The 19,683-nt window shown below is 55.3% G+C and carries 16 protein-coding genes and 1 pseudogene; 11 read left to right on the forward strand and 6 right to left on the reverse strand.

What is annotated here, in order from left to right; all coding sequences use genetic code 11:
* Positions 1 to 71 precede the first annotated feature (71 nt).
* From HZU72_RS16175 to pepQ, 6 genes are read left to right on the forward strand one after another with little or no spacing between them, the layout of a single operon-like run.
* On the forward strand, positions 72 to 1,121 hold the full coding sequence (locus tag HZU72_RS16175; RefSeq protein WP_180093898.1) for an ABC transporter permease: 1,050 nt from the start codon (positions 72 to 74) through the stop codon (positions 1,119 to 1,121).
* On the forward strand, positions 1,118 to 2,059 hold the full coding sequence (locus HZU72_RS16180) for an ABC transporter permease (RefSeq protein ID WP_180093900.1): 942 nt from the start codon (positions 1,118 to 1,120) through the stop codon (positions 2,057 to 2,059). Before HZU72_RS16175 ends, HZU72_RS16180 begins: the two co-directional genes overlap by 4 nt.
* 7 nt (positions 2,060 to 2,066) lie before the next feature.
* Positions 2,067 to 3,083: an ABC transporter ATP-binding protein gene (locus HZU72_RS16185; RefSeq protein WP_009287009.1), complete on the forward strand. Its 1,017-nt coding sequence runs from the start codon at positions 2,067 to 2,069 to the stop codon at positions 3,081 to 3,083.
* Positions 3,080 to 4,153: an ABC transporter ATP-binding protein gene (locus HZU72_RS16190; RefSeq protein WP_235976150.1), complete on the forward strand. Its 1,074-nt coding sequence runs from the start codon at positions 3,080 to 3,082 to the stop codon at positions 4,151 to 4,153. Before HZU72_RS16185 ends, HZU72_RS16190 begins: the two co-directional genes overlap by 4 nt.
* A 49-nt stretch (positions 4,154 to 4,202) precedes the next feature.
* Positions 4,203 to 5,114 carry a LysR family transcriptional regulator gene (locus tag HZU72_RS16195; protein WP_180093902.1) on the forward strand — a complete coding sequence of 304 codons (912 nt, stop codon included), beginning with the start codon at positions 4,203 to 4,205 and terminating at the stop codon, positions 5,112 to 5,114.
* 43 nt (positions 5,115 to 5,157) lie between these two features.
* Complete coding sequence (gene pepQ / locus HZU72_RS16200) at positions 5,158 to 6,450, forward strand: Xaa-Pro dipeptidase (RefSeq protein ID WP_180093904.1); 1,293 nt, start codon at positions 5,158 to 5,160, stop codon at positions 6,448 to 6,450.
* A 142-nt stretch (positions 6,451 to 6,592) separates the two neighbouring features.
* On the opposite strand, the pseudogene HZU72_RS16205 reads toward pepQ, so the two are convergent.
* The 3 genes and pseudogenes from HZU72_RS16205 to HZU72_RS16215 form a co-directional block, all read right to left on the reverse strand.
* Positions 6,593 to 7,189 (reverse strand): annotated as a pseudogene (locus HZU72_RS16205) (OmpW/AlkL family protein).
* 498 nt (positions 7,190 to 7,687) lie between these two features.
* Positions 7,688 to 8,770 (reverse strand): 2,3-butanediol dehydrogenase, encoded by a 1,083-nt coding sequence (locus HZU72_RS16210; RefSeq protein ID WP_286902931.1) that lies wholly within the window; start codon positions 8,768 to 8,770, stop codon positions 7,688 to 7,690.
* 15 nt (positions 8,771 to 8,785) lie between these two features.
* On the reverse strand, positions 8,786 to 10,600 hold the full coding sequence (locus HZU72_RS16215; RefSeq protein WP_180093906.1) for an NAD(P)/FAD-dependent oxidoreductase: 1,815 nt from the start codon (positions 10,598 to 10,600) through the stop codon (positions 8,786 to 8,788).
* A 287-nt stretch (positions 10,601 to 10,887) separates the two neighbouring features.
* Between HZU72_RS16215 and HZU72_RS16220 the strand changes: the two genes are divergently transcribed.
* The 3 genes from HZU72_RS16220 to HZU72_RS16230 all read left to right on the forward strand — a co-directional run bounded on the left by HZU72_RS16220 (position 10,888) and on the right by HZU72_RS16230 (position 15,188).
* Entirely contained in the window at positions 10,888 to 12,870 is a 1,983-nt protein-coding gene (locus HZU72_RS16220) for a sigma-54-dependent Fis family transcriptional regulator (protein WP_180093908.1), read from the forward strand.
* 278 nt (positions 12,871 to 13,148) lie between these two features.
* Positions 13,149 to 14,003 carry an AAA family ATPase gene (locus HZU72_RS16225; RefSeq protein ID WP_180093910.1) on the forward strand — a complete coding sequence of 285 codons (855 nt, stop codon included), beginning with the start codon at positions 13,149 to 13,151 and terminating at the stop codon, positions 14,001 to 14,003.
* Positions 14,004 to 14,006: 3 nt separating this feature from the next.
* Positions 14,007 to 15,188, forward strand: a complete 1,182-nt coding sequence (locus HZU72_RS16230; RefSeq protein ID WP_180093912.1) for a vWA domain-containing protein — start codon at positions 14,007 to 14,009, stop codon at positions 15,186 to 15,188.
* Between the two features lie 5 nt (positions 15,189 to 15,193).
* Here HZU72_RS16230 and HZU72_RS16235 read toward each other — a convergent pair whose 3' ends face one another.
* Both HZU72_RS16235 and HZU72_RS16240 read right to left on the reverse strand, forming a co-directional pair.
* The gene (locus HZU72_RS16235; protein ID WP_180093914.1) at positions 15,194 to 15,727 is read right to left on the reverse strand and encodes a cytochrome b; all 534 of its coding nucleotides are present in this window, start codon (positions 15,725 to 15,727) and stop codon (positions 15,194 to 15,196) included.
* Positions 15,728 to 15,851: 124 nt separating this feature from the next.
* The gene (locus HZU72_RS16240; RefSeq protein ID WP_180093916.1) at positions 15,852 to 16,415 is read right to left on the reverse strand and encodes a hypothetical protein; all 564 of its coding nucleotides are present in this window, start codon (positions 16,413 to 16,415) and stop codon (positions 15,852 to 15,854) included.
* A 170-nt stretch (positions 16,416 to 16,585) separates the two neighbouring features.
* Between HZU72_RS16240 and HZU72_RS16245 the strand changes: the two genes are divergently transcribed.
* Positions 16,586 to 16,984 carry a RidA family protein gene (locus HZU72_RS16245; RefSeq protein WP_180093918.1) on the forward strand — a complete coding sequence of 133 codons (399 nt, stop codon included), beginning with the start codon at positions 16,586 to 16,588 and terminating at the stop codon, positions 16,982 to 16,984.
* Here HZU72_RS16245 and HZU72_RS16250 read toward each other — a convergent pair.
* On the reverse strand, positions 16,944 to 18,410 hold the full coding sequence (locus HZU72_RS16250; protein ID WP_180093920.1) for a cobyric acid synthase: 1,467 nt from the start codon (positions 18,408 to 18,410) through the stop codon (positions 16,944 to 16,946). The genes HZU72_RS16245 and HZU72_RS16250 overlap by 41 nt on opposite strands.
* A 239-nt stretch (positions 18,411 to 18,649) precedes the next feature.
* On the opposite strand from HZU72_RS16250, the gene HZU72_RS16255 reads away from it, so the two are divergent.
* On the forward strand, positions 18,650 to 19,672 hold the full coding sequence (locus tag HZU72_RS16255) for a substrate-binding domain-containing protein (RefSeq protein ID WP_180093922.1): 1,023 nt from the start codon (positions 18,650 to 18,652) through the stop codon (positions 19,670 to 19,672).
* Positions 19,673 to 19,683: the final 11 nt, after the last annotated feature.

The raw sequence follows: 19,683 nt of genomic DNA on the forward strand, positions 1-19,683 counted from the left end.
GCGTCTGAGAGAACTCTGCATAACATGCCCCTACTCCCTTTGATGAACCCCTCATATAGGTGGCGTACGCCATGATTGCCTTTTTAATCAAGCGGCTGATGCACGCGATTTTGGTGATGTTTGTCATCAGCGTGCTGGCCTTCGCCATTCAGGATAACCTGGGTGACCCCGTACAGCAGATGGTGGGCCAGTCAGTACCGGAGAGCGAGCGTGAAGAGATTCGCGAGCGCTTTGGCCTCAATGACCCCTTCCTGGTGCAGTACGTTCGTTTTGCTAAAAACGCCGTTCAAGGCGATTTCGGCTACTCCTACTTTTATCGCGAACCGGCGTTAGAAGTGATTGCTCGCCACTTACCCGCCACCCTGGAGCTGGTATTTGCCGCGACGCTGATTATTGTGCTGTTTTCGGTACCCATTGGGGTGTATAGCGCCATCAAACCGCGCTCACCGATTTCACGCCTGTTTATGGGTATATCGATTATCGGTATCTCAATTCCGGTGTTCTTGACCGCGATCGTACTGATTCAAATCTTCGCCATCGGCGTTACCGTCACGCTGTTCCCCGAAAGTACCGGCTGGGGCGCATGGCTGAATGACTTTTTCTCCACCGAAGGCAATATGCCCTCCTTCGGCCGTGGTTATGACCTCGTTAATGTGGTGGGCAACTGGGACACCAACCTAGCGACTTGGAACGGTTTACAGCATCTAGTGCTACCGGCGGTCTCGCTGGCCTCCATTATGCTACCGCTGTTTATCCGCCTGATTCGCGCCGAAATGATGGAAGTCCTGCAGTCGGAGTATGTGAAGTACGCCCGCGCTAAAGGTATCTCTATGCGCCGGGTCTATTTCGTTCACGCCCTTAAAAACACCATGCTACCGGTAATTACCGTGGGCGGCGTGCAGATCGGCACCATGGTGGCCTACACCATTTTGACCGAGACCGTTTTCCAATGGCCCGGCATGGGTTTGATGTTTTTGGATGCGATCAACCGCGCCGATATACCGCTGATTGTGACCTACCTGATGATCGTCGGCGTGATTTTTGTCGTTACTAACACCATCGTGGATCTCATCTACGGCATGGTAAACCCCACCGTTAAACTGACTGGGAAGCCCGCATGAGCACCACCACCAACGTCCCCCCCAGCCGCTGGGAACGCCTGCGCGACTCCTATATGTGGTACAGCTTCAAGCGTGACCGCACCGCCCAGCTCTGCCTGGCTGTGTTTATCTGCATGGTCATCGCCGCCTTTGCCTCACCGCTGCTGGCGCCCACGAACCCTTACGACCTCTCCCAGATCGACATTATGTCATCTGAACTGCCGCCCTTCTGGATTGACGGTGCCGATGAGCGTTACGCGCTAGGCACCGATGCCCAGGGGCGCGATTTGTGGTCGATTGTGCTGTATGGCACCCGCGTATCGCTGCTGATTGGTTTCGGTGCGGTTATTTTGCAGGCGCTGCTAGGAGTCACCTTCGGCCTAATGGCTGGCTACCTGGGCGGCCGTGTCGATACGATTTTGATGCGCCTGGCGGACATTCAGCTCTCCTTCTCGACGCTGATGGTCGCTATCGTGGTGGGCGCTTTGGTCAAAGCGACCATGGGTAGCGCCTTCTATAGCCAGTACGCAGTGATGATGCTGATCCTGATTATCGGCCTAGCCGAATGGCCCCAGTATGCACGTACCGTGCGCGCCTCAGTGCTTGCAGAAAAAAACAAAGAGTACGTTGACGCTGCCCGCGTGATGGGCCTACGCAGCAAACGGATTATGTTCCGCCATGTACTGCCCAACACCATGTCACCGATATTCGTTATCTCTACCGTGCAGATCGCCAACGCGATTATCTCTGAAGCGGCGCTGTCGTTTCTAGGGCTGGGGATGCCAGAGACCCACCCCTCGCTTGGCTCACTGATCAAATCGGGCTTTGACTACATCCAGTCCGGTTCCTGGTGGATAACCTTGATCCCGGGCGCAGTTCTGGTGGTGCTGGTGCTGTCGATCAATCTACTCGGCGATTGGCTGCGTGATGTCATGAACCCACGACTCTACAAAGGCTGAGGACACCATGGCACTACTTGAAGTCAACAACCTCGATGTGCGCTTTGCACTGCGCCAGGGTGAAGTGCACGCCCTGCGCGATATCTGTTTCAGCCTTGAACGCGGTGAGCGCCTGGGTATTGTCGGTGAGTCCGGCGCTGGTAAATCGGTTGCCGCGTTTTCGCTGCTCAACTTGATCGCCAAACCGGGCTTTATCGCCGGCGGCACGGTGACATTTGACGGTCAGGTGCTTAACCGCATGTCTGAGCGTGGCCTGCGTAAAGTACGCGGCAACCGCGTTTCGATGATCTTCCAAGACCCAATGATGACGCTGAACCCAGTGCTCTCCATTGGCGAGCAGATGGTTGAGTGTTTAAAAGCGCACAGACGTATTTCCTCTAAGGAGGCCCGCGCGATCGCCCTGGACAAACTCCAACAGGTGCAAATCCCTTCGCCGGAAACGCGCCTGGATCAGTACCCCCACGAGCTTTCAGGTGGTATGCGCCAGCGGATTATTATCGCCATTGCCCTGCTGCTCGACCCGGACATTATCATTGCCGACGAGCCTACTACGGCGCTTGATGTGACCATTCAAGCCGAGATCATGGCGCTGCTACTTGATCTCTGCGAGCAGCACAATGTGGGGCTTATTCTGATCACCCACGACCTGGGCGTGGTCAGCCAGGTCACCCAGCGCATGCTGGTCATGTACGCTGGCCGAGTCATTGAGCAAGGGCCAACACGGGAGATTATCAACGACCCGCAGCACCCTTATACCCAGGGGTTAATCAACGCCCTGCCTCAGATGGCTACGCCGGGTGAAAAGCTCAATCAAATTCGTGGCAGCATGCCGTCACTTTCTAACCTGCCCAGCGGCTGCGCGTTTCATCCGCGCTGTGATTTTATCAATCGTGCCGATGGCCAGCCCCGCCCCGCCTGCACCCAGCAGGTACCTGAATTTGTCGAATCCGGCAACTGTCGTGTGGCATGTCATATGGTGGCTGAAATGCTCGAAGATCGCCGTTTGAAGGAGGAAACCTCATGAGTGCGCACGCTGAGGCTATAACGGACAGCCATAATCCTACTCCACGTCAGAACGAAGAGAGCGCTGATTCGCTACTGCAGATTCGCGACTTGAAAAAGCGCTTCTCGCTCTCTGGGGATTTCCTTGATCAGTTGCGCTTTAAGGGAGGCAAGCTGGTTCGCCACCAAGAGCACGTTCACGCCATTAATGGTGTCAATCTGGATATCAAACGCGGTGAAGCACTGTGCGTGGTCGGCGAGTCGGGCTGCGGTAAGTCCACCGTGGCACGTACCGTCATGGGGCTACTGACCCCAACAGAGGGTGAGATTCGCTACGACGGCAACCGCATCGATAACTTAAGCTCGCGCCAACTGCTGCCGTATCGCAAGCGGATGCAGATGATCTTCCAAAACCCTTATGCGTCGCTCAACCCGCGCATGACGATTCAGCAAACTCTGGAAGAGCCGCTACGCCTGCACCACCCTGATTGGAAACGGCCACAGATTCTCGACAAGGTAGAGGAAGTGATGCGCTCGGTGGGCATCGACCCTGACTGGGGCAAACGCTTTGGCCACGAGTTCTCCGGCGGTCAGCGGCAGCGTATTGCCATTGCCCGTGCCCTGGCCGTTGACCCTGAGTTTATCGTTGCCGATGAGCCTATCTCCGCACTGGACGTCTCGATTCAAGCCCAGGTGCTCAACCTGCTGATGGAAGCCCAGCAAGAGCGCAATCTAACCTATCTATTCATTACCCACGACCTAGCCGTCGTGGAACACTTTGGCACCCGCGTGGCGGTGATGTACTTAGGCACGGTGTGTGAAGTTGCCACCACCGCGACACTGTTTGATAAGCCGCGCCACCCCTATACCCAGGCGCTGCTCTCGGCAATTCCGCGCTTGAAGGATGATCGGCCCCAGCATATTCGTCTCACCGGCGAAGTGCCGACCCCGGTCAACCTGCCTAGCGGCTGCGTGTTTCATGGCCGCTGCCCCCATGCCAATGCGCGCTGTAAGCAAGAGATCCCCTTGCTGCAAACACAGGATGACGGAACCCGAGTGGCGTGCCACGCTGTTGAGGAGGGGCGCCTATGAAGCGGGCGTCATATTCGATACAGCGAACCCAGGCGCTGAGAGGTAGAGCATGGAAATTCGCTGGCTAGAAGATTTTATCGCCCTGGCCAGAACGCGGCACTTCTCACGCGCAGCAGATGATCAAAACGTTACGCAACCCACCTTCTCCCGGCGGATTAAACTGCTTGAGGAGGAGATGGGCGTAACGCTGATTAATCGTCAAACGCTGCCGCTCTCACTCACCCCGGCCGGGGAGGAGTTTTTGACCCTGTGCGAACAGGTGACCGACCGGGTGCGGCTGACTCGTGACCGGGTGCGCGAAATTAACGCTGGTCAGCAGCGACGTATTATGGTTGCAGCACCGCAGAGTCTGTTGCCGCATTTTTTACCGGAATGGTTGGCGTCTACGGGGTGGCAAGATCGCGTACAGCCATATTTGCGGGCGACCGGCTGGGTGGCCAATGATTACTTTCAAGCCTTAGCGCGTGCCGAGTGCGACCTGGCTATCTGTTACTGGCCGATTGGACGCTGCGATCTGGAGATCGACACCAGTGCCTGCAATTATCGTGTGATTGGTCATGAACGACTGATTCCAGTGACTGGGTTAAATGCTGAAGGAGAACCACACGCATTGCTGCCTGGCTCGCGCCATCAACCGCTACCTTGGCTTGCCTACCCCAAGCGTGGGTTGTTGGGGTCTGCGGTTAAAGCACACCTAGCTAGGCTCCCCCAAACCACCTATTTAACTGCGCAGAGTGAAAATCTCTACGCGGCGGGTATTAAAGAGCTGGTGCTACTTGGCTACGGCATGAGTTGGTTGCCAGAACGCAACGTCGCGGCAGAGCTTGCTCAAGGCACGCTGGTAAGAGCAGGCGATAGCCGCTGGGATGTGCCTATGGAGCTACGGCTATACCGTCATCAAAATCATCGCCACGCGGAGCTGGATAGCCTGTGGAGCGAACTTGCGCCGCCACGTGTATGACCCCCATTTGAGAAACCTTACTTAAGAGAGGGCACAGCTTTGTATGTCAACCACACTATTTAACCTGCAACGCGAGCATATAGCGCACCTACAGCATGCTTATTCCGATATTTTGACCGACCACGGGCTCGATAGCCTGGCAATTTACAGTGGCCATGCCAGCGACCATTTTGCAGATGACCACACCCCTCCTTTTCAGGCTTACGGGCATTTCATGCACTGGGTGGGTTTAGCCGATGTGCAGCATAGCTGGCTGATTATTCAACCGGGAGAGCGCCCCCAGCTGTACTTGTATGCGCCCGCCGACTTTTGGCACTTGCCTACTCACCTACCCGAAGAGCCCTGGGTAGCAGCGTTTGACATCCACTTATGCAGCGAGAAAATTTCCCCACCGCTTTCGGGAAAGGCTGCCGTCATTGGCGATATAGAGCGTCTTGCCTCCAACATTCAGCAGGCGCTAGAGCATCATCCTGAGCGAATAGTGCATGCCCTTGATGAATTACGGCTGTTTAAGACGCCCTATGAGATCGCCTGTATCCGTGAAGCCAATCGCTTAGCGATAGCGGGCCATCAGGCATCCCAAGCCGCCTTTATCGGCGCTGCCGGTGAGCTAGATATTCAGCTGGCGTACTTAGCAGCGAGTCGCCAGCGCGAATCAAACGTGCCCTACCAAAATATTATTGGTTTAAATGAGCATGCTGGCGTGCTGCATTATCAACACTACGACCTTAACGCGCCTAAACAGCGCTATAGCCTGTTAGTGGATGCGGGTCGCCGTTTTCGGGGTTACTGCGCCGATATTACCCGCACTTACGCCGGCCCCGATGCCCCCGTCGCGTTTGGCGAACTGGTCACCTCCATGCATGGGCTGAAAGATGAGTTAGTCAGAGGCATAGCCCCAGGCGTTAACTTTTTAGCACTGCACGAGCAGATGCATCACCACCTGGGTGAAATATTGGTGGCTAATGATCTGTTTAAAGGAACCGCAGAACAAGCGGTTGCCGAGGGCGTTACGCGGGCATTCTGCCCTCATGGACTGGGCCACTCGCTGGGCCTTCAAGTGCATGATGTGGCCGGGTTACGCCACCCGGATGGCACTCCCGCCCCTGCACCAGAGCAGCACCCAGCGCTACGACTGACGCGCACCCTGCGCCCTGGCATGGTCGTTACCATTGAACCCGGGCTCTATTTTATCGCCATGCTGCTCGACCCGCTGCGCAACACCTCATTGCCCATTAACTGGCGGCTGGTCGACCAACTCTCATCCTGTGGCGGTATTCGTATCGAAGATAACGTAGTAGTGACAGAGAGCGGCTTTGTTAACTTAACGCCCTAAGCCCTCTGTAACGTCTTGCTAATCGATACTCTACAACGCACTACGCCCGGCTCAAGGCCGGGCGTAGTGATATTTCAGAAGACTTAGCAAGACTAAAATCTAGGCAAAGCTAAAATCTAGTAAAACTCATATCTAGTAAAACTTAGAAGCGGTAAGTAACACCACCGCCAATGGTAACGGGTTCGATGTCAACTTCACCACCGACGTTAATATCTGCGTTCACGTCAGCGTAGCTTGCGTAACCATTGAGCATAATATTATCAGTCACGGCCAGATCAACGCCTACTTGGCCGATCGCGCCGTAGCTTTCATCAACATTCACTCCACTCGGCTCGCCAGAGAAACGTGTGTAGTTTAGGCCAGCACCAACGTAAGGCTGTACACGTGAATCCAAGCCACCCATCGGGTAGTAATTCACGAGTAGATTAACAGGCAGACGATCAACACTACCCACATCGCCTGAAGCAGAGGTGTTCAGATCGTGCTCGAACTTCTCAGAGCTGTTGAGTTCAACGCCTACCTTATCAGTAAACAGGTAACCTGCACCAAAGGTGAAGCCACGAGCGCTCTGCACGTTCAGTGAATCACCATTCAGATTGCCATTACCTGAACCCGTATCCGTTTGGGCAACACCACCACGAACGAATACATCGCCAGCGTTATAAGCGAGAGCCGCCTAGCTTGCCAGTGCGAAACCGGCAGTGATTACAGCAGCAGAAATCAGTTTCATATTACTCATAAGGGTCATCCTCTATGCAGCGCGCAGTTCCTTGCGCTTGGGGATTGCGGTACTTGCTATCCAACTTTCCTGTACAGGGTATAGTATACGAACACTGTTTCCAAATTGCTTGTAAAATATTGTTATAAGAAACTGAACCCTGATAGTTTTCTAATATAAAATCCGGGCACAAAAAAAAGTCCCCCGAAGGGGACCAGGTGGAGCACGCCAGCTCACTCGGTTTGTTGCTACCAGCCGGTAGCAACATGGATGAAGAAGGAAAAGAAGCCAGATAGTTAATTACGCCTCTCTATTCACTCATCCTTTGCCATATACATTGCGATCTGCGTGCCACTTTTTTAAATATCATTAAAAATCATATAGTTAACAAAAAACCACTTCACTGGCATCAACCTCCGACGCACTGCAGCAAACAAAATGCACCAGCATTGCGCACTTTGAGGTCTTTTTGCATCACAAAGCATCATATGCGTTTGTTTACGCTTCGGAATCCTCAGATTAGTGGTTGGGTGTCACGATGATTTTCACTTGAGCTTTGTCGTTTAGAAGCGCCTCAAAGCCCTCCTCCACGATATCCGCCAATGGAATGCGCTGGGTCACCATGTCCTCGGCGCGGAAGTAGCCCCGCTGCATCAGTGCCATTACCGCGGGGTAAACATGGCGATAGGCAATAATGCCCTTCATGGTGCGCTCTTTGATGACTAGGTCGTTAGGCTGAAAGCTGGCCTCGCCTTCCCAGATACTCACCACCACCACTTCACCCCCTTCGTGTGTGCTATGCAGCGCCTGATTCAGCACGGCAGGAATGCCGGTCACTTCAAACGCCACGTCCACCCCGCCACCACTCAAGGCTTGTAGCTTTGTAACCGCATCCTCCTGCTGTGGGTCAACCACAATGGCCCCTAACGCTTCGGCTTTGGCTTTCCGTGAAGGCGCGACCTCAACGGCATATATTTGAGCAGCGCCTGCGGCTTTTAGCGCTTCAATAGTCATCAAGCCAATTGGCCCCGCGCCAAAAACTACCGCGCTATCCCCGGCTTTTAGGCAGCTTTGGCGCACCGCATGCAGCGCTACCGCCGCGGGCTCTACCAGAGCGCCCTGCTCGAAGCTGAGATCATCCGGCAGCTTGTGCACCATATGTTCCCCCATCACGGTAAACTCGGAAAAGCCGCCGCCACCGCCCGAAAGGCCGTGAAAGCCCAGCAAGGGCGTGAGGTTATAGCGCTCCATCTGATAAGCGCCATCCTTGTTGGGTGAGAGAATCGGCTCAATGGCCACACGGTCGCCTACCTTCACCCGTGTGACTTTCTCGCCGACCTCTACCACTTCCCCGGCAAATTCATGGCCCATGATGATCGGCGCCTGTTCGCCGCTAATAGGGTGCGGCTTGCCCACCGGGATAAAAATCGGCCCGGCGGCATACTCGTGTAAGTCACTGCCGCAAATACCACAGGCAGCCACTTTCACCTTCACTTCATGGGGGGCGCTGATAGTGGGAACCGAAACTTGCTCAACGCGTAAATCTTTTGCTGCGTACCAAACCGCTGCCTGCATAGTTTGCTGATGGTTCGACTGACTCATGGCTTTCCCTTCCTGTTACGACATATGGTGAACTGGCTGCAGACCGTAGACAGGCGTTTCCAGCCCCTCCATGCGTGCCTTTAACTGCAGCGCCAAATAGTGTGAGTAGTGCCGCGACTGGTGGAGGTTGCCACCATGGAACCACAGCGCCTCTTGCTGGGTAGGTTTCCACATATTGCGCAGCTCGCCCTCCCAAGGGCCGGGGTCTTTGGTGGTGTCAGAGCCCAGGCCCCAGCACTTGCCGACTTTATCTGCCACTTCCTGAGAAATAAGCCGCGCCGCCCAGCCATTCATGGAGCCATAGCCGGTGGCGTAGACGATCAAATCTGCCTCTAGCTCACTGCCATCGGTAAGTGTGATGGAGTGGGGGTTAATGCGCTCAATGCCCACACCGCTTCGCAACTTGATATCGCCGTTAGCCACCAAGTCGCAGGCGCCTACGTCGATGTAATAACCTGAGCCCCGGCGCAGGTACTTCAAGAACAGCCCGGAGTCATCGTCACCGAAATCGAGCAGAAAGCCCGCGTCTTCCAGCTTCTGATAAAACTCGGCGTCGCGCTGTTTGATTGCCTCAAACGCCGGGCGCTGAAAGTCCGGAAGCACCTTGTAGGGGATCGAGGCAAAAATCAGATCAGCCTTGTCGTGGGTTAAGCCATTGGCCACCGCCTCTTCGGAGTAGAGCGGCCCCAGCACTTCTTCCATCAAAGAGTCCGACTTCACAATATGGGTGGATGAACGCTGCAGCATGGTCACATCGGCATCGTGCTCCCAAAGTGCCGCGGCAATATCGTGAGCAGAGTTATTCGAGCCCACAATCACGCACTTCTTACCCGCATAAGCATCCGGCCCTGGGTGTTGGCTGGAGTGCTGCTGCTCACCAGCGAAGCTCTCAGCGCCGGGAAATGCCGGCATATTGGGCATACCCGACATCCCGGTGGCCATCACCAGCTGCTTCGGGCGTAGCGTGATCTCTTCGCCGTTGCGCTTAACGTTAACCACCCACTCGCCTGCGGCTTCGTCATAGTGTGCATTCTGACACTCAGTGGAGGTCCAATAATTGAGCTCCATCACCTTTGTGTACATCTCCAGCCAATCGCCCACCTTGTCTTTAGGCGCAAACACCGGCCAGTTTTCTGGGAAAGGAATATAGGGTAGGTGGTCGTACCACACCGGGTCGTGCAGGCAGAGGGATTTATAGCGGTTGCGCCAGGAGTCCCCGGCGCGCTCGTTGCGCTCTATGATGATGGTCGGCACCCCCATCTGCTTTAGCCGCGCCCCAAGGCCAATCCCGCCTTGGCCTCCGCCGATGATTACGCAGTAAGGCTGTTGGGTATAGCCAAGCTCTGCCTCTTCGCGCTCCCGTGACTCTAACCAGGTTTCACGCTGTTTATTGGCCCCGTGCTCAGCTCCTTTTGGGCGGTTGTGGTTACGCGGTTCGGGGTAGTCATGAAGCGACTGCATAGTGGTTAGTAGCGTCCAGCATTTACCGTCTTTTAGACGCAAGTAGCCTTTGCCGCTGGCGACCACTGTCTCAAAAGTAAACCACGCCTCACTGGTATCGCCGTTCTGGGTAGCTTCGCCTTCTAGCTGCCAGTTCGAAGGACGCACGTTCTCCAGGGTGGCATTGAGCATGGCCTGAATAGCATCTTTTCCCTCACAGGTTTTTAAATTCCAGGTAAAGGTTACAAAGTCGCGCCAGTAGCATTCCTCATTAAATAGCGACAAAACACGCTGAATATCCTGGGCTTGCAACGCGTTATCAAAATCACTAAGCCACCCTTGGACAGTAGCCGTGGCGGTTTGCTGGGTTTGTGCCGATATCTCGGACATAGCGAGTACTCCATCGTTTGTTATTGTTGAATTGCTGGTGAGACACCCAACTCTAAGCACCCGCCGTGCCAATCATTTCAGATAAACCACAAGCATATGAAAAATATAAATAAATTTAAAAAACAGTTATCGATTAGGCGTTGCCCAAGGCGTACACCTGTCACATCTAGTTGTAAACGACGTTACAGGTGTAACGCACGACTAACGGCGTAATAGCGCTGCGTTGACACCCACGCCAGAGCGCATAGGCTGGAAGGACAATAACAAGCCCCACGGTGAACCACGCCATGCCCACTCAATCGTCCCTGCCTGCACGGCTGCAATCCGTCCAGCGCCAGCATATCGAGCATATTTTCCAGCTCGGCGAAGGCTTGGAAATGCCCCAGCTACCCGCCCAGCCGACTATTCGACGCTCCTGGCTGCGCTGCCTAAACGAGTACCAACTCGATCCCACCCAGCCACGCCCAGCCCGGGTGGTGCCCCAACAAATCCTGATCGAGCACCGGGAATCCGTGGATGAACTACTGCACGTGGCAAGAGCCGGGGTTGACCAGCTTTATCAGCAAATTGCGCAACTAGGCTACGTGCTACTGCTCACCGACCACCGCGGGATAACCGTTGAGTTTCGTGGCGATCCCAACCAAGACCAGCAACTGCGCAAAGCAGGCCTGTACCTCGGAGCCGACTGGGATGAACGCTTTGCGGGTACCTGTGCCGTAGGCACCTGCCTGCATGACCGCCAAGCGATTATTTGCCACCGCCAGGAGCACTTCGACGCCTCGCATATTTCGCTTACCTGCACTGCCGCCCCCATCGCCGACCCGCAAGGCAACGTCATGGCCGTGCTAGACATCTCCGCACTGCAATCACCTACCCAGCATGAGAGCCAAAATTTTAGTCTCTCGCTGGTAACGCTCTACGCGCGCATGATCGAAGACGCCTATTTTCTCCAGCGCTACCGTGACTGCCTGATGGTGCGGCTGGATACCTCACGAGAGTTTGTGCATGTAAACGGGCGCGGGCTCATCGCCATTGAAGAGAACGGGCAAGTGATTGCTGCCAACGCAGTGGGTCGTGATCTGATAAGTGAACACCAGCGTCGTTGGCCACCCTGGTCAGCCCATCACACCCCAATGCTGGGGGAGCTATTCGAGTGCGAGATCGCCGATGTACTCAGCATTAATAGCGCCACCGACGATCAACTGCGTGCTTTTCGCGCCAGGGTCGATAACACAATCTACTTTATTAGCCTGCTGGAGCCACGCCGCCCGCGCCCTGCTCAGCAAGCACAACCTCTCGCCTCCAGCCTGCCGGAACCACTGGTACGCCTCGGCGCCGACGACCCCGCCATGCGCAAAGTGCAGAAACTGGCTGAACGGTTGCGCAACGAAGCCAGCGTCAATGTGCTGATTAGCGGAGAAACCGGCACCGGCAAAGAGATCGTTGCCCGTGCTCTGCATGACAGCGGCAACCGATCTAAAGGCCCCTTTATCGCAGTAAACTGTGCCGCCATTCCCGAAGCGCTGATCGAAAGCGAGCTGTTTGGTTACGAGCCCGGCGCCTTTACCGGCGGGCGCGCCAAAGGCATGCGCGGGCTGATTCCCCAAGCCCACGGCGGCACACTGTTTTTAGATGAAATCGGCGATATGCCGCTGGCCCTGCAAACCCGCCTGCTGCGCGTATTGGCCGAGCGAGAAGTGATGCCTCTTGGGGCCAATAAGCCTGAAAAGGTTGATATTCGGGTGATTACCGCCACTCATCGCAATATCGATGCGATGATCCAGCAGGGTGAGTTCCGCGAAGACCTCTATTACCGCCTTAACGGGGCTCAACTGCGCCTGCCCGCGCTACGCGACCGCGCCGATAAGCTCTACGTTATCCGCCGTGTATTTGATGACATCATCCAGGAGCGAGCCTCCAGCCAATCACCGCGCCTGCGGGCCGATGCCATTAGCGCCCTACTCGCTTACGCCTGGCCCGGTAATATACGCCAACTAAAGAATGCGCTGGCCTTTGCACTGGCCACCTCAGAAAATGAAGAGATCACCGTTCATGACTTACCCGAGCAGTGCCTAAGCCAACGCATCACGCGGCTGGCAACTCCCCTGCCTGCAGACGCTGGTAGCGACAGCGATCACACACTGCTGGACATGCTCAAGGAGCAGCACTGGAACATTAGCGCCGTTGCTCGCGCTCTCGGGGTTTCGCGGCCGACAGTATACCGGCAAATGCAGCGCCAAGGCATAGCGCCGCCAAATTGGCAGGGGTGATAAAAAGCTACTTCAAGGCTTTTGATTTGGAATTAACTGCAACACATCTTGAGAACACGGTGCGAGGGCAGGTTGAAGCGAGGGTCTTTCGCCATGGATGGCGAAAGTAGCGCCCACGGATGGGTTAACAGCGCCCTCGCGGAAACCTGCACTCGGCACAGTGTTGTGCAGAATGCCAGCTATCACTACCTCTTGGCCTTGAGGGTGACCCTCACGTACACTTGTTTGAATCCGTTTATCCTTTTATAAACCCGCTTTCGACAAGCCGAGGCCCTCCCATGGCGTTTGAATCCACTTCTTCTTATATCGCAACCGATGCGCTTAAACAGGCGGTGAACGCGGCGGTGGTGCTCGAACGACCGCTATTGATCAAAGGCGAGCCGGGTACCGGCAAAACCCTACTGGCCGAAGAACTGGCCGAGTCTCTCGATACCCAGTTGATTACCTGGCATATCAAATCCAGCACCAAGGCGGCCCAGGGTTTATACGAGTACGATGCTGTCAGCCGCCTGCGGGATTCCCAGCTAGGCGTTGAAGGCGTGGAAAACGTCGCCAACTACATCAAGCCCGGCAAGCTGTGGGAAGCGTTCACCGCCAATCAACGGGTGGTGCTACTGATCGACGAGATCGACAAGGCCGATATCGAATTCCCCAACGACCTCCTTCAAGAGCTTGATCGTATGGAATTCCACGTTTACGAAACCGGCGAAACCATCCGCGCCGAACAGCGCCCGATTATTGTTATTACCTCTAATAATGAAAAAGAGCTGCCGGACGCTTTTCTACGCCGCTGTTTTTTCCACTACATTGAGTTCCCCGACCGCGAGACCATGCAGGCGATTGTCGATGTGCACTTCCCGGATATCGCGCCCCGGCTGGTCAGCGAAGCCCTAGAGGTGTTTTTCGAGCTTCGCAAGGCGCCCGGCCTCAAGAAAAAACCCTCCACCTCCGAGCTGGTCGACTGGCTCAAACTGCTGATGGCCGACGAGCTGGCGCAAGAAGCATTGTATAACCGCGACCCAGCAAAGGCCCTGCCGCCCATGGCCGGCGCACTGGTCAAAAACGAGCAGGACACTCAGCTGCTTGAGCGCCTGGCGTTTATGATCCGTCGTCAGAAAGGCATAGGCCGCTAAGCCATGTTTATCGGCCTGTTTGAGACGTTAAAGCGCGCGGGCGTTCCGGTATCGCTGCGCGAGCTCTTGGATCTTCACGCCGTGGTAGAACGCGGTGTGGTGTTCGCCGACATGGAGGCCTTCTATCAGGTAGCCCGCACGGTGATGGTCAAAGACGAGCGCCATTTTGACCGCTTTGATCGTGCCTTCGCCGCCTGGTTTAAAGGCCTGGAGGACATGGACGCCGCCATTGAGGCGCTGATCCCCGATGACTGGCTACGCCGGGAGTTTGAGAAGCAGCTAACGGATGAAGAGAAAGCCAAGATTGAATCCCTGGGCGGCCTTGAAGAACTCATCGAGACGTTCAAAAAACGCCTGGAAGAGCAAAAAGAGCGCCACGCGGGCGGCAATAAATGGATCGGCACTGGCGGCACCAGCCCCTTTGGGGCCTACGGCTACAATCCGGAAGGCATTCGCATTGGCCAGGATGGCTCGCGCCATCGCCGCGCCTCCAAGGTCTGGGACGAGCGACGCTTCCGCGATTACGATGATTCTCTGGAATTAGGCACGCGCAATATCAAAATGGCGCTTCGTCGGCTGCGCAAGTTTGCCCGCCAAGGGGCGTTAGATGAGTTTGACGTGGATAGCACTATTCGCGAAACCGCCAAGGACGCCGGGCTACTCAACGTTCAGATGCGCCCGGAACGCCATAACGCCGTTAAAGTGCTGCTATTTTTGGATGTGGGCGGCTCGATGGATGATCATATTCGCGTCTGCGAAGAACTGTTCTCTGCCGCCCGCTCAGAGTTCAAGCATCTGGAGCACTACTACTTTCATAACTGCCTTTACGAAGGGGTTTGGCGAAACAACATGCGTCGGGGGAACGAGCGGATCCCGACCATGGATGTTTTGCACACCTACGGCACGGATTACCAGGTAGTGATTGTCGGTGACGCGGCCATGTCGCCTTATGAGGTCACTCACCCGGGCGGTAGCGTAGAGCACTTTAACGACGAAGCAGGCGGCGTGTGGCTGAAGCGTTTATGCGAAACGTTTCCCCGCCTGGCGTGGCTTAACCCGATGCCACCCCGGGCATGGGAGTACACCTACTCGACCCAATTGATCCGCGAGATCATCGATGACCGCATGTACCCCATGACCATGGAGGGTCTGGAAACCGCCATGCGCGAGCTAGCAAAGAAGTAGTCTGATTATCTGGCCATGCGCGTCAGCACGTCGTGGTGAGTCAGCTTGCGATGCAAAATGGCCATCACGATGTGCCCTACGATCAACGCTAGCAATGTCCAGCCTAGCTCACCGTGGAGCAAACCGCCCAGATCCGTCATCCAGGTGATTTCCTCGCCTTCAAAACCTGACATCAGCGTAAAGCCAAACACCTCAAGCGAACGGCCCGAACCGTACTGGCGAATAAGCGCAATCGTCGGAATCACCATCATCAAGCCATAGAGGGCAAGATGGCCCAACTTTGCCATAACGCTCACCGATGGCGGACGGCGCGATGCATTGGCCAACGCCCATACCGCTCGCAGCATTACCACAGTGAGCAGCAGTACCCCCATCGTGTAATGGGTTCTCCAGAAAAACGCTTCGAAAGGAGTGTCTGGAAACAGCCAATGCGCCGTGGCGCTAGTAAACTGCCAAGCAAACAGTAACGCCATCCCCCAGTGCAACAAGCGGCTAACCGCACCATATCGTTGGCTGTTATCCATTATCGGTAATGCCATGAGCGTCTCCCTTCATTTTATAAGCTAGTCGTGATGCTTATTTTATCGGGGCAACACGTAAATAACATGGCAACAACGTGCAACTTGGTTGCATAAACTGGAACGCAACGTTTTCTAATGACTATTAAAGCGTCTGTGGAAAATCGTTTAAGCCCTTCAGAAATGCCTGTTTAGCCTCTTCAAAAGCTTTTGGATCGTGTTTGAAACGACGCAGGATCAGCGCTTCGTCTAAACTCAGGGTTGGAGCCAGCTCGCTAACGCTTTTGGCCGGGTGGCGTGCGCCTAAGCCTATGCGTTTGCCATCCGCTCCGCCAAACCAGCGCTTAATACCACTTTTTTGATAGAACGCTTCTTGTTCGGAATTATCCACTTCGACCCGTAGCGGCGCTTTCAGAGTAAGCTCACTGATCAAACGCTGCTGGGCATCTGTCTGGTCAAGCGTGCAGGCGTGGGTCACGGTCATACCCTCGCCTTCTTCGTCCAGCACTAGCAGCGCCAGCGCTTGGGGTTTACCCTGGCCGTCAACGGCAGCAAACAAGCGCGCGGCTTCCTGAGGGAATAACACACTGCAGGTGCCGGTGAACACAACCAGCGGCGTCAGACCAGCCTGTTGCCCGTATACCTCAGCGCATAATCGCGCCAGACAGGCGTTGCGCTGGGCCTCTGCGTTAACGTGTACGACCTTCATTTGAATCATCCTCAGCGACTAAAAACCCGCAAGCCTAGAGCAAACATCACCGTTTTGACAGCGCGACGTGCCTCACGTGTCCTCCATTCATTTTTACTGATACTGAACACTACTGCTAACAACCTGTCGAAGAGAACTGTAAGCGTGAACATCACTTAGAAGGAGCTAGCATGCCCACCTTTATGAATGACCCTACCATGCCGACACCAAATTTCCCCGGTAGTCACATGGTAGTTGATGATCACTACATCTTTATCTCCGGGCTGACCGTCGCAGATCTCTCTAACGGCCATGCTGCCCGAGGCGACGTAAAAGAAGAGACTCGCCTTGTGATGCGCGTACTGGCGCGCATGCTTGAAATGGAAGGTGGTAGCCTTGCAGACATAGTGCGGGTGGATATCCATCTCACTGACCTACACACCCTCCAAGACATGGACAGTGTTTACGCGGAATACTTTGAACCTGGATGCTACCCTGCCCGCACCTGCACCGAATCCCCCCATATCTGCGGCGATAGCAGTGTTGAAATTACCGTGATGGCGAAACGCCCACATCAATCAGCGCAATAACCGCCTCGATATCGATATGGGCTTCCAGCATATCGGCTAAGCGGTCAAGCTCACGCTCTCGGTGAGCTTGATAATCGCTCTGCTCTCCATTAACGAGTCCCAACTGCTTCAGTAGGGCTTGACAGGCCTCCGGGTGGTTAAATAACCCGTGCAGGTAAGTACCGATTATTTGGCCATCCTCACTGACCGCGCCTTCTGGTCGACCCTCTATTTTAAATAGCGGCAAACCAAGCGCTGCCCCATCGCTTACACCGTTATGGATTTCATAGCCGTTGACAGTAGCGCCCTCTGCCACGGTTAAGCCACTCACGTTACGCAGTTGCTTGCCCGCCACCATCCGCGTGGTAAGGGGTAGCAGCCCTAATCCCACTACTTTTCCAGATTTTCCCTCCAGGCCGTCAGGGTCATCCACCCATTTGCCCAGCATTTGAAAGCCACCGCAAATACCTAGCACCTTGCCGCCGTAGCGCAGGTGGCGCTGAATAGCGTTATCCCAGCCCTGTTGCTTTAACCACGCCAAATCGCTCGCGGTACTTTTACTGCCGGGCAGAATGATCACATCGGCGGCAGGTATCGGCTGGTCGGGCCCCACAAAGGTCAGCGATACCTGTGGGTGCAACCGCAGCGGATCGAAGTCAGTGTGGTTACTGATGCGCGGTAGCGCCGGAACGATTACGTTAAGCGTCTGGCTAGCCTTTTCGGCGTGGGTTAAACCAATGCTGTCTTCGGCATCCAGCAGCAGCCCCTGCAGATAAGGCAGTGTTCCGAATACGGTTTTTCCAGTACGCTCCTCCAGCCATTCAAGCCCCGGCTTAAGCAGCGCTATATCACCTCGAAAGCGGTTGATAATAAAGCCTTTGGTACGCGCCTGTTCGCTCTCGCTCAAGAGCACCAACGTACCTACCAATTGGGCAAATACCCCACCGCGGTCAATATCGCCCACCAGTATCACTGGGCAATCAGCCGCTTCGGCAAAGCCCATATTGGCGATATCCCCCTCGCGCAGGTTGATCTCAGCAGGGCTGCCCGCCCCTTCGGCAATAATCACGTCAAAGCGGTTTTCCAACGCCTGCCATGCCGCCATCACGCTCTCTTTCGCGATGCGTTTATAGGCGTGGTAATCCAGCGCATCCATATGGCCATGCACTTTGCCGCGTAAAATCACCTGAGCGCCACGATCTGTTTCCGGTTTTAGCAGTACCGGGTTCATATCGCTGTGGGGGGCTAAATAGCAGGCTTGCGCCTGTAACGCCGTGGAACGGCCAATCTCGCCGCCGTCCTCGGTCACGGCGCTATTCAGCGCCATGTTCTGAGGTTTGAAAGGCGCCACCGATACTCCACGCCTTGCTAGCACGCGGCAAAGGGCAGCCACCACGGTGCTTTTACCCGCGTCCGAGGTGGTGCCTTGAATCATCAGTGTGGCCATAAAGAAGTCTCGTCCAGGTGAACAAGAGCGAGACTTTAGCGGCCCCTAGAAATCGGCGCAATGTGATCGAGCAAAACAGGCACCCTTTTCAGTAGCATTCGTTTTTATGATTGTTAATCGCCCTGTCACCATAATCACTCTAAAAATACATATTCCCGCCATTTATCCGTCACACACCCACTCTACGCTGATACCCAACAAATGAGATCGATCTCATTATTTCATAACAGGGTATTTGCATGGCAGATTTACTCAGTGTGGCCAAACTCGCCGGGGTTTCCCGGGCAACCGCGGCGCGGGCTTTTTCAAGCCCCGATTTGGTACGCCCAGCTACCCGAGAACGCGTTTTGAACGCTGCACAGCAGCTGGCTTTTAGGCCTAATAAAATCGCCCAACAGCTTCGCTCTCAAGCGACACAGATGATTGGCGTGATGGTGCCCAGTCTCGATAACCCAGTGTTTGCCGAGCAGCTACAAGCCATGGAAGTAGCAGCCAGAGCGGCTGGTTACTCACTGATCGTTACCACCAGTGAATACTCACCCAGCCGGGAGGGTGACATTGTTGAGGAGATGCTGCGCCAGCGCGTGGATGGCTTGGTGCTTACCGTAGCTGAAGCCGATAACAGCGCCGTGCTGGTCAAGCTCAGTTTGGAAACCACCCCGTGCTTACTGGTCTACAACCCGCCTGGGAACAGCGGTTTCCCCTCCATCGGCGTCGATAACCGCGCCGCCAGCGCTGATGCCACCCGTCATTTAATCACTTTGGGCCATGAACGCATTGGCATGGTCGCTGGCCCGCTGCTGCAATCAGACCGCGCCCGGCAGCGCTTTGACGGTTACTGCCACGCTATGGACGAGGCAGGCCTGATCGCACATCCGTTGGTTGAGATGGCCCGCCATACCCAAGCTGACCTGAAAAGCCTAACACCTGCACTGCAAGGGCCAGACGCTCTCAGCGCAGTGGTTTGTACCAATGATCTGCTCGCCATCAGCCTGATGGGCGAACTGCAACGCGCAGGTTTTAACGTGCCTAGCGATCTCTCTGTAATGGGTTTTGATGGAATTGCCTTAGGCAAACACCTCTATCCATCGCTATGCACCATTGAACAGCCTCGCGCCGACATTGGGCGCACCGCGGTTCACACCTTGCTAGCCATGATTCGGGGAGAAGAATGCACGCCTGATCCCCTGCCCCACGCATTGCGTAAGGGCGAAAGTGTCGGAACCCCGACATCCCGTAAGTCCACGTTAAGCACTTCATAGAGGAACACGGC

The organism is Vreelandella sedimenti (assembly GCF_013416325.1).
Taxonomy (GTDB): domain Bacteria; phylum Pseudomonadota; class Gammaproteobacteria; order Pseudomonadales; family Halomonadaceae; genus Vreelandella; species Vreelandella sedimenti.